Consider the following 10,244-nt stretch of genomic DNA (forward strand, 5'->3'; position numbering starts at 1 on the left):
AAAACGCAAAACCCGTACTTTCGTACGGGTCTCGGGATCAATCCTGCTTCCAGCGGTCATGTATCCACAGCCAGCCGGCAGGATACCGCCTTATTTCGGCCTCAATGGCGTCGTTGACCATCTGAGTATATTGTTGTCTGTCCGCGTCTTCGTCTCCGGTGGGCGCAAACTCCAGAGGGGGATAGAATTCTACGGCGTATGTGTCCGGGCCTGTCCGGATGCAAAACCCGGGCACTATGGGGGCTCCCGTTTTCAGGCTAAAGGCTGCAGTCCCCACACTGGTGAGGGCGGGAGCGCCGAAAAACATGCTGTTGATGCCGCCGTAAAAATGCTGATCCGGCAATATACCCAGCACCTCGCCCCGGCGCAGCACTCTGATGGTTTCCGTCAGGGGCGCGTTTCTGTCCAGCACCTTGTAGCCCCCGGAGCGGCGTATGCGGGCCGTCACACTGCTGATCTCGGCTCCGTCGCTGTTGCGGGCGATCACGGTGAGCTTGCAGCCGATATCGTTGATGGTGCGGCCCAAAAACTCCCAATTGCCGAAATGAGCCGTAAGGACTATGACTCCCCGTCCCCGGGCAGCAGCCTCCTTCAGGTACTCTTCACCTCTGACCTCCACGTCTATGGCGCCGGAGCCCTTTTCGCCCACCCAGAAAAACATCTGGGCTTCGTACAAGAAGTTTTCGATGCTCTCCCGGATGATGCTTTCCCTTTCCCGGCTGTCAAGGCTGTCGCCGAAGGCCAGGGCCAGATTGCGCCGGGCAGTCCTTATCCGGCGCCTGTCCAGCAGGTAATACAGCCGGGCAAGAGTCCCGGCCCTCTTCATCATACTCTCCGGGGAGGAGCGCAGGATGCTGCGATACAGCCCGAGAAAAAGGAGGTCGCCTGCGCGGGTGATGATCTTTTTGCTAAGTCCCGATTTGCTCATGGATAAAAAAAGGGCTGTAACTTCATTACAGCCCGCCAATTTCATATCTTTTTCCAGATAAGCGTGGCGTTCTGACCGCCGAAGCCAAAGGAGTTTTTCATGGCGATCTTCACGTCCTTTTCTCTGGCAGTCTTTGGCACGTAATCCAGATGGCACCGTTCGTCAACGTTGTCCAGATTCCTGGTGGGATGGATGACGCCCGTCTGCAGAGTCTTGATGCAGGCGATGCTTTCCACGGCTCCCGCCGCTCCCAGCAGGTGCCCGGTCATGGATTTGGTGGAGGATATGCACACCTTCTTTGCGGCGTCTCCCAGGGCCATCTCTATGGCCATGGACTCCTCGGCATCCCCCAGAGGGGTGGAAGTGCCGTGGGCGTTGATGTAGTCTATTTGGTCCGGGCCGATGCCCGCGCTGCGCATGGCGTTCTGCATGCTGCGCCGGGCGCCGTCCTTGTTGATGGCCACCATGTCCGAAGCGTCGGCGCTGCAGCCGTAGCCGATGAGCTCGGCGTATATCCTGGCGTCTCTTTTTACTGCGTGGTCGTAGTCCTCCAGCAGCAGCACTCCCGAGCCTTCGCCCATGACAAAGCCGTCTCTGTCTCTGTCAAAGGGTCTCGAAGCATGCTCGGGATCGTCGTTGCGGAAGGAAAAGGCCTTCATGGAGCTGAAGCCTGCGCAGGAGAGAGGCCTGATCGCCGCTTCGGCGCCGCCGCACAGCATGAGGTCTGCGTCGCCTCTTTTTATCATGTGATAGCTTTCGCCTATGGAATGACAGGCTGTGGCGCAGGCCGTGACTACAGCCATATTCGGCCCCTTGGCGCCGGTGAGGATCGCCGTCAGGCCCGAAGCCATATTGGAGATCAGCATGGGGACGAAGAAGGGACTGACTCTCAGAGGGCCCTTGCTGACCAGCACCTCTGTCTGCCGCTCCCAGGTCTCCACTCCTCCTATGCCGGAGCCTATCAGCACGCCTATACGCGCTGCGTTGTCATCATTTATTTCATACCCCGAGTCCCTGAGGGCCATCTGAGCGGCCGACACGGCAAACTGGGCGTATCTGTCTGTTTTCTTGGCTATTTTCCCGGGAATATACTGCTCGGGATCAAAGTCATTGATCTGAGCGGCGATACGGCAGCGATGCTCCGAAGCATCAAAATGAGTGATCCTGCCGATACCGTTTTTACAGCTTACAAGATTGGACCAAAAGGTCTCAAGGTCAAGTCCTAAAGGAGTGAGCAGGCCGATGCCGGTCACTACTACTCTTTTTTCAGACATAGTCACCTCCGTAGATTCAGCCGGGGCTGATATGCTCAGCGGACAAGTCCGCGAAAATACAAAAGCACGTCCCTCTGCGACGAGGGACGCTGAGCTTGTTCGATTTAGTTGATTTTGCTACTGATATATTCTACAGCATCGCCAACAGTCTTGATGGTTGCCGAATCCTCGTCGGGAATCTGGATGTCAAATTCATCTTCAAAGCCGATGACGAGATCCACTACGTCAAGAGAATCGGCGCCCAGGTCTTCCACGAAGCTGGAGCTCTCTTCGATCTGGCTCTCGTTCACCTTGAGCTTGTCAACGACAACATTCTTTACTCTATCAAAAATTTCGGCCATTTTATGTCCTCCGATAGTATTTTATAAAAGCCCGAAGGCTGTTATAGCAAGGTTGATCTACATTACCATTCCGCCATCTACGGGAATGACCACTCCCGTCAGATAGTCGCTCATGGGCGAGGCGAGAAACAGCACGGTGTCGGCCACGTCGTCGGGAGTACCCAGCCTTTGCAGGGGGATCATCTCCGCAGCCTTTTGCTTGGCCTCGTCGGATATCTCGTCGGTCATGACTGTCTGTATGAATCCGGGGGCCACAGCGTTGGCTGTGATGCCGCGCTTGCCGTATTCCTTGGCGATGGTCTTGGTCAGGGCTATGACCCCGGCCTTTGAAGCCGAATAATTGGCCTGCCCCGCATTGCCCATGATGCCCATCACCGAAGCCATGCTGATGATTTTGCCGTATCTCTGGCGGGTCATCTGCTTCAGGGCGGCCTTGGAACAGTTGAACACGCCCTTGAGGTTGGTGGAGAGCACCATATCCCACTCGGCGTCGGACATCCTGAGCATCAGATTGTCCCGGGTGATGCCGGCGTTGTTGACCAGTATATCCAGCCTGCCCCACTTATCGACTGCAGCCTTGACCCACTGCTCGGCAGTCTCAAAGTCGGCCACGCTGCCCTGCAGCGCAAAGGCCTCGGCGCCGGTCCCTTTTATTTCATCGGCGACAGCCTCGGCATCCTGCAGGTTGTAGTCCACTATACATATCTTTGCGCCTTGGGCGGCCAGCTTGAGACAGATGGATCTGCCTATGCCTTTTCCGCCGCGTCCCGCGCCTGTCACCAAAGCGACCTTGTCCTTCAACATCTCCCGTACCTCATATATTCAATCAAAAAATATTATACTATACACACCGGCGCTTGTCAAGATTAGCGGAGCAGGTCCAGGTCCGCCATACAGCTTACGCTCACTACCGGAATGCCGGGAGCTATCTTTTTTACGAGACCCGCGAGCACGGTGCCGCTGCCCAACTCTACAAAGGCTTCGGCGCCCATAGCTGTCATCCTGTTGACGCTTTCCACCCAGCGGACGGAGCCGGTCAGCTGCCGCGCCAGATTGGCTCTGACGGTCTCGGGATCCGTTTCGGGCAGGGCGTCGGCGTTGGCCACCACAGGCACGGTACACCGTTCAATGCGGGTGAGCTGCAGGGCTTTTTCCAGCCCTTCTTTTGCCTGCTCCATCAGGGGCGAATGAAAGGCGCCGGACACGTTGAGAGGCACTACCCTCCGGGCGCCCGCCTCCTTGTAGAGGGCCGCCGCTTCCTCCAGGGCTGCCTTTTCGCCGGACACCACTGTCTGCGCCGGCGAATTGATATTTGCGTTGACGCAGACTCCTTTTACCCTGGCGTTGATCTCCGCCAGGACCTCCGGGGCGAGCCCTATGACTGCAGCCATGCCGCCGGGATTGGCGGCGGCGCACCGGTCCATGAGCTCCGCTCTCTTTTGGATAAGAGCCAGCCCGTCTGCAAAGGAAAAAGCTCCGGCTGCGCAGAGAGCCGCATATTCGCCGGCGGAATGCCCCGCGCACACCATGGGTCTGACCAGCTCGCAGACTGCGGCGCAGGCGGCGCAGCAGGTCGTATAGAGAGCCGGCTGTGTGTTGACAGTCCGGCCCAGCTCCTCTGCGGGGCCTTCGAAGCACAAGCCGCTGATACGCTCGCCGGCCACATCAAATACGGCCCGGGCAGCAGGCGAATTGTCGGCAAAGTCCTTGCCCATGCCCACAGCCTGAGAGCCCTGACCGGGAAATACGAAAGCGATCTGTTTGCCTAATATGCCCATCTCATCAGCCCCGATGCCCAGGTAAGTCCGGCTCCAAAGCCGCAGACGGCCACCAGATCTCCCTTTTTGATCCGGCCCTGCTCCCACGCCTCGCACAGGGCTATGGGGATGGAAGCGCCGGAGGTGTTGCCATACTTGTCCAGATTGACAAAAAACTTGTCCATGGGGATCCTCAGCCTCTTGGCTGCCGACTCTATGATGCGTATATTGGCCTGATGGGGAATAAAGAGATCCACGTCCTGGGCGGTGATATTGTTTCTGTGGAACAGCTTGTTCAGGGTGTCCGACTGGATCTTGACGGCGAACTTGAACACCTCCTGGCCGGCCATGACTATCTTGTTGCGGTAGGAGGCGAGACCCTCCTGAGTCATGGGCCGCCGGGAGCCGCCCTCGGGGATATACAGATAACCGGCGCCGGAGCCGTCCGAGCCCATGTCAAAGTCTATGAGGCCGTATTCGCCCGCATGCTCGCCTATCACGGCCGCTCCGCAGCCGTCCCCGAACAGCACGCAGGAGCTGCGGTCCGTCCAGTTCATGATGCGGCTGATGAGGTCGGAGCCTATGACCAGTATCCTCTTGTAGAAGCCCGACCTTATGAAGCCAAAGGCGCAGGACACACTGTACACCCAGCCGGAGCATGCCGCTTTGAGGTCAAAGGCAGCAGCCCGCGAAAGGCCCAGGCGGTCCTGGACCAGGCACGCAACGCTGGGAAGAGTGTAATCGGGAGTAATGGTGGCCACTATCACCAGATCTATGTCCTCCGGCCGGGAGCCGCTTCGTTCCATGGCCTGCCTTGCGGCGTCCACTGCCAGATCGGAAGCAGCCATACCCTCGGGACAGATACGCCTCTCCTTAATGCCCGTTCTGCTGCTGATCCATTCGTCGCTGGTATCGACCATCTTCTCGAGATCGGCGTTGGTCAACACCTTTTCCGGCAGCGCTTTGCCCATGCCGAGAACAGCAATAGTATTTGTGTTAAGCATCAGTGAATATCCTTTTGGACCCTCCGCGGGACAAGTTTCATACACATATATTTTACCACGAAACCCGCCGAAAGTGTAGTAGCGCTTGCAAAAAACCCCTCGTATATAGTATAGTTATTATGTAAAACCAATGAGAAGGGGCGCCCATTCTGAAGCTTTCGGCTGTCATAGTCAACTGGTACTCCTCGGATCTCACAGAGAGGCTGATCGCATCGGTTGACCAATACCCTCCCTCCTGCGACTGGGAGGTGATCATAGTGGACAACGGCTCCCCGGATTTTGATCCCGGGAGGTTTGACCGTCCGCAGGTGACCTGTATCCCCTGCGGCGAGAACCACAAATACGCCCGGGGCAACAACATCGGAGCGCAGCGGGCCCGGGGAGAGTATCTGCTGCTCCTGAACCCGGACATCGAGTTCACGGAGGGCTCGGCGGATGCTCTGGTGGACTTTTTGGACGCCCACGGAGAATACGGCGCCGCGTGCCCCCGTCTCATATTGCCGGACGGCTCCACAGACAGGTCCGTGAGAGGCTTTCCCTACATGCTGCCTCTCGTCCTGTCCTATCTGCGCATACCGTCGTCATATCTGATGCCCTATATGGACTATGACCGGGAGAGCGACGTGCTGCAGCCCATGACCAGCAGCCTGCTGATCAGAAAGTCCGTCTTTGACTCGCTGGGGGGCTTTGACGAGCAGTTTCCGATCTTTTTCAACGACGTGGATCTGCTTTACAGGGCCCATCTGCAGGGCGTGGGGATCAGGTATCTGCCGTCCTCGCGGATGAAGCACGTTCACGGCGGCTCCACCCGTCGCGCGGACCCGGCTCTCATGAAGAGGGAGTCATGCCTCTCGCTCATCAGATTTTACAACAAGCACTTTGCAAAACGCTATGGACCGATACTGACAGCCCTTTTTACCGCGGCAATAGGTCTGGTCATCCCGAAGGAAGGTAACAAATGAGGCGCAAGCTGATAATAAGCATCGTGACGTGGAACAACCGGTTGGAAATAGACCGCTTGCTGGAATCCCTGTCTTTTCAGGAAGGCCTGCCGGCCGACACGGGAGTGGTGGTGTCCGACAACGCCTCCTCAGACGACACGGTCAATACCCTCCGCCAGGGCTATGAGGCGAGGACCCTCATCATCGAAAACGACGAAAACCTGGGCTTTGGCAGAGCCCACAACCGGGTGTTTGAGAACATAGAGGCCGATTTTTACCTGCTGCTGAATCCTGACTGCTACTTCGAGGACAGGCAGGCCATCAGCAAGCTGCTGGCATACGCCGAGGAGAACCCCGACGCCTGGATCGTGGGCCCAAAGATACTCAACCCGGACAACACGCTGCAGTATTCGGCCCGCAGCTTCCCCGACCCCAGGGCCACTCTCTTCAGAAACACCTTTCTGGGCAGGCTGTTCCCCAACAACCCCTACGTCAGCAACTATCTGAAGACCGACATAGACCACGACGAGATCAACCCGGCAGACTGGGTGTCCGGAGCGGCCATGCTGATCAGAAGGGAGCTGATAGACAAGACCGGCGGCTTTGACCCCATCTACTTTATGTACGTGGAGGACATGGACCTGTGCAAGCAGTGCTCCTTGCTGAACAAGGACGTCATGTATTTCCCTCCCTGCGTGGTGTATCACCGCATAGGAGCCTCCAGCGACAAGGCCCCCAAAGCCATGATCGCCGCCCATCACCGCAGCATGCTGCTATATTATCAGAAATACGCCGGCTTTTACGAGCGGATATTTCTGTCTCCCTTCGTGGCCCTGGCCCTGGCCATCCGCAAGGCCCTTATGATAGCCGATCTTTAAAAAAAGCAGGTCTCGCAAGAGACCTGTTTTTTTATTTACTTATTCAATATACCTGTGTGTTTATTTGGTTTTGGCAAAGCTTATGTCCGCATAAGCCCCGGCAGAGGGCTCTTCTCCGCCCTCGCGGTAACACCACATCTTCCGGGGGCGGTCCGGAGGATCCGGCTTCTGCACAGAACTGCGCCACAGGACGTGTCTTTTCCCCGCTGCCATATAGCTGCGTATACCCGCATCCTCTAAAGCCTGTTCGTCGATACCGGCGTTCTTGAGAAAGTCTTCCCGGGACAGCCGCACCTTCCTGTGCTCCACGGAACCGTCTTTATAAGCCAGGCGGATCACGTTATCCGAAAGTATTGTGTACTTCGGCATACCGTACAACGGCCCGACGTGAAAACTGCCGATATAGGGCGCGCCTGTATCGAAATAGCTTTCTATCACCTTTTTACCGCGTTTTTCGCTTATATACCTGACGGCATGGCCGTTGACTGCCATGTATCTGCCGTCGGGCAAGCGCCTGACGTCCGGCTTCCCGTAATTAGATTTCCCTACGGCAGGCTCGGTCCAGCGGCCCAGGACCCGGCCTTTATGCCTGATGACCACCAGATCGTAATCCCGGACCTGTCTGAGGTGCTTCGGGGAAAGAGCGGTGACCCGGTATCTGGCATATTGGAATTCTTTGCCGGCAACGCCGGATTCGTGAGGCTTCAGCTTTTTGAGAAAGGCCTCAAAGCGTTTCTCGCCATACCCGAGAAAAGGGTATTCGTAATAGCACAGATACATCTGCCTCCCCTCCGGCCAGGATCTGAGGCTTTTGTTCACGTAAACGTAAGGCGCAAGGGTCATGCACTTCCCGTAGGTCCTGATATCGGTCGTATACAGGTCCTGTTCATAGATCCCCTTCAGAAACGACGGCACTCTTACCAGGGGAACAGGCACTGCGAGCCCGGCGCTGTAGCTGAAACAGACGCCGGCGACGTAAAGCAGCAGAACGATGAGGATGACATACACAGCCCGTTTCTTATTCATAATGAACTCCCGACACAGTGTCAGATCACGCAAACATTCTTGTCCAAAAGTCTTTTGCTTTGTTAAACATACGGGCCAACAGACCAGTCAGAGACTGCCGCCCGGCAGGAACGGCGGGGGTTTGAGAAGCTTTCTCCGGAACGGCTTTTTGACGCGTCGAAGAAACCAAGGCGCTTAGCTTGCCGTAGGGCTTCAGGCTGTTTATGCTTTCCACCGCCTGCGGCGAGGGTTCTTCTCCGCCTTCACGGAAGCACCACATGGAATGCAGGTATGGTTCCGACTCATAAAACGTGGCAACCCTTTTTTTGCCGACGCCGTTCCACCACAGAACATGATCGGCTCCCACAGGTTTTTTGTCTCTGTCTTCCTGCTTATATACGGCAGCCCATTTTTCTTTGTTCTTGGCGATATCGTCTTCCGAGAGGCGCACCTTGCAAAGCTCCACTTTTCCTTTGTTATAGGTTTTGCGTATCAGATTGTCGGAAAGGATGGTGACGGAAGGAGCGCCGCCGATAGGCACGTTTTTGCTCCCTATGTGATTATAGCTGTTGCACTCAAAATAGCATTCGCAGACGATCCTGCCTTCTTTTTTGGTGAAATAGCGAACAGCGTGGGCGTTGGCTGTCATGACGGTCCCATCGTCAAGGATCCTGATATCGGGCTTTCCGTAGTTAATACTGCCCACCGCAGGCTCGCACCAATAGCCGACGAAGTCTTTGTCGCGCCTGAGGACCACCAGATCGTAATCGAGCATGGCAGGGCCCACAAGTTCTTTTGGTATGGTATATTCGTTCACGTTATATCTGGCAAACTCAAAGTCTCCGGCGACCAATGCCGTTTCGGAGAGTTTGAGACCGGACACAAAAGCAGACAGCCGTCTTTTGTCGTAACCCAGGAATTCCCACGTGTTTCTGAACATATATGTCATAGGCTTGTTCACCGGAGAAGACTCAATACTTTTATTCACATACACGATGGGAGCGTCGTCGAGCTTGCTGGTATATGAACGGATCTCGGACTGATACGGTGATTCCTCATATACGTCCAAAAGATAATAGGGGATAGACGAAAAAGTCATAGTCTGCATGATCGGAACACTATCACCCCAGGCAGACGGGAAAGATCCGCAGCAGATCACGCCGGCAGCCGCAAGGGCCAAAAGCAGGTAAATCGATCGTTTCATGATATTTCCTCGTATATAGTATTTGAGCAGGCCACAATGAGCGACGCCGGGAGCGCCTGTCCGAAAAGGCGCAAACAGCCGGCGCGCAAAGGCCATGCTTACTTTCAGTATAACTGATAACGGAAAAAAGGTCAAGTGATTTTCATAAATGTTCGTAAGGTCATAATGAAGCATAGCAGCCGTTGTCCCTCTCCGAACTCATCCGGCGGTCACAATCACGTCATTTCGCCCGTGGCAGAGTAGCCATATGGATCGGTCCCCCGACCGGGCGGAAGCGGTTTCTCTTGCAAGACCGGAGGTCTTGCAAGAGAAACCTTTTATTGTCATCCCGGCCCCAAAAGAATCGACCAGCCGAGGAACGACGCGCACTCACCGCCGGGAGAGGAACATTCTTTTTTCCCGTTGGGCCTGTATGTCCCCCGCTTGTACGGCCCCCCCATTTGCCCCTCCGGCTCTGCCGGAGCAATGAAACGGGCAAATGGTGCCCCCACAGACCACCCCAAAAAATCTGCGATTTTTCGGGGACCCCGGGATCTCTTACCCCAAACGGCTGAGATGCATTCGCATCTTGACATATGCCGTTTGGGCCGAGATGACGCGGGGTTGGAGACGCCGATATGACGCGCAGTTGAACGGGAAAAAGCAAGAGCCTCGACAGAAAGAGGAACGTCGGATCACCCGGGGTGGGAGGGGCGTTATTCGGGGTCCCCGAAAAATCGCAGATTTTTTGGGGTATAAAGCCCCTGCTCAAGCCGAAGGGCCAGCGTCGCCGTCAGGCGCAAGGCGGAAAAGGCAGAAATGCAGCCGGGGTCCCCGAAAAATCACAGATTTTTTGGGGTTTAGTTTCTTTTCTGCCCCGCCGCAGAGCGCAGACCTGAGGCGCAGACGGGTGCAGGGCAGCCCGCCCTGGTC

The 10,244-nt window shown here is 56.1% G+C and carries 10 protein-coding genes; 2 read left to right on the forward strand and 8 right to left on the reverse strand.

Annotated elements, in window-relative coordinates:
- Positions 1-37 precede the first annotated feature (37 nt).
- The 6 genes from IK083_04565 to IK083_04590 form a co-directional block, all read right to left on the reverse strand.
- On the reverse strand, positions 38-928 hold the full coding sequence (locus tag IK083_04565; protein MBR4748828.1) for a lysophospholipid acyltransferase family protein: 891 nt from the start codon (positions 926-928) through the stop codon (positions 38-40).
- A 41-nt stretch (positions 929-969) separates the two neighbouring features.
- Entirely contained in the window at positions 970-2,202 is a 1,233-nt protein-coding gene (gene fabF, locus IK083_04570; protein ID MBR4748829.1) for a beta-ketoacyl-ACP synthase II, read from the reverse strand.
- 104 nt (positions 2,203-2,306) lie between these two features.
- A complete protein-coding gene (locus IK083_04575; protein ID MBR4748830.1) occupies positions 2,307-2,543 on the reverse strand; it encodes an acyl carrier protein in 237 nt (78 codons plus the stop codon).
- Between the two features lie 57 nt (positions 2,544-2,600).
- Positions 2,601-3,347, reverse strand: coding sequence for a 3-oxoacyl-[acyl-carrier-protein] reductase (gene fabG, locus IK083_04580; protein MBR4748831.1), 747 nt, complete (start codon positions 3,345-3,347; stop codon positions 2,601-2,603).
- A 62-nt stretch (positions 3,348-3,409) separates the two neighbouring features.
- A complete protein-coding gene (fabD, locus tag IK083_04585; protein MBR4748832.1) occupies positions 3,410-4,321 on the reverse strand; it encodes an ACP S-malonyltransferase in 912 nt (303 codons plus the stop codon).
- The gene (locus IK083_04590) at positions 4,309-5,304 is read right to left on the reverse strand and encodes a ketoacyl-ACP synthase III (GenBank protein MBR4748833.1); all 996 of its coding nucleotides are present in this window, start codon (positions 5,302-5,304) and stop codon (positions 4,309-4,311) included. The genes fabD and IK083_04590 overlap by 13 nt, the downstream gene beginning before the upstream one ends.
- Positions 5,305-5,450: 146 nt before the next feature.
- Here IK083_04590 and IK083_04595 point away from each other — a divergent pair, with 146 nt between their 5' ends.
- Positions 5,451-6,266, forward strand: coding sequence for a glycosyltransferase family 2 protein (locus IK083_04595; GenBank protein ID MBR4748834.1), 816 nt, complete (start codon positions 5,451-5,453; stop codon positions 6,264-6,266).
- Positions 6,263-7,123, forward strand: a complete 861-nt coding sequence (locus IK083_04600) for a glycosyltransferase family 2 protein (GenBank protein MBR4748835.1) — start codon at positions 6,263-6,265, stop codon at positions 7,121-7,123. Before IK083_04595 ends, IK083_04600 begins: the two co-directional genes overlap by 4 nt.
- Positions 7,124-7,183: 60 nt before the next feature.
- Here the strand turns inward: IK083_04600 and IK083_04605 are convergent, their stop codons facing one another.
- The gene (locus tag IK083_04605; GenBank protein MBR4748836.1) at positions 7,184-8,149 is read right to left on the reverse strand and encodes a hypothetical protein; all 966 of its coding nucleotides are present in this window, start codon (positions 8,147-8,149) and stop codon (positions 7,184-7,186) included.
- 25 nt (positions 8,150-8,174) lie between these two features.
- A complete protein-coding gene (locus IK083_04610) occupies positions 8,175-9,332 on the reverse strand; it encodes a hypothetical protein (GenBank protein MBR4748837.1) in 1,158 nt (385 codons plus the stop codon).
- Between the last annotated feature and the right edge of the window lie 912 nt (positions 9,333-10,244).

Source organism: Abditibacteriota bacterium (genome assembly GCA_017552965.1).
Taxonomy (GTDB): Bacteria; Armatimonadota; UBA5829; order UBA5829; family UBA5829; genus RGIG7931.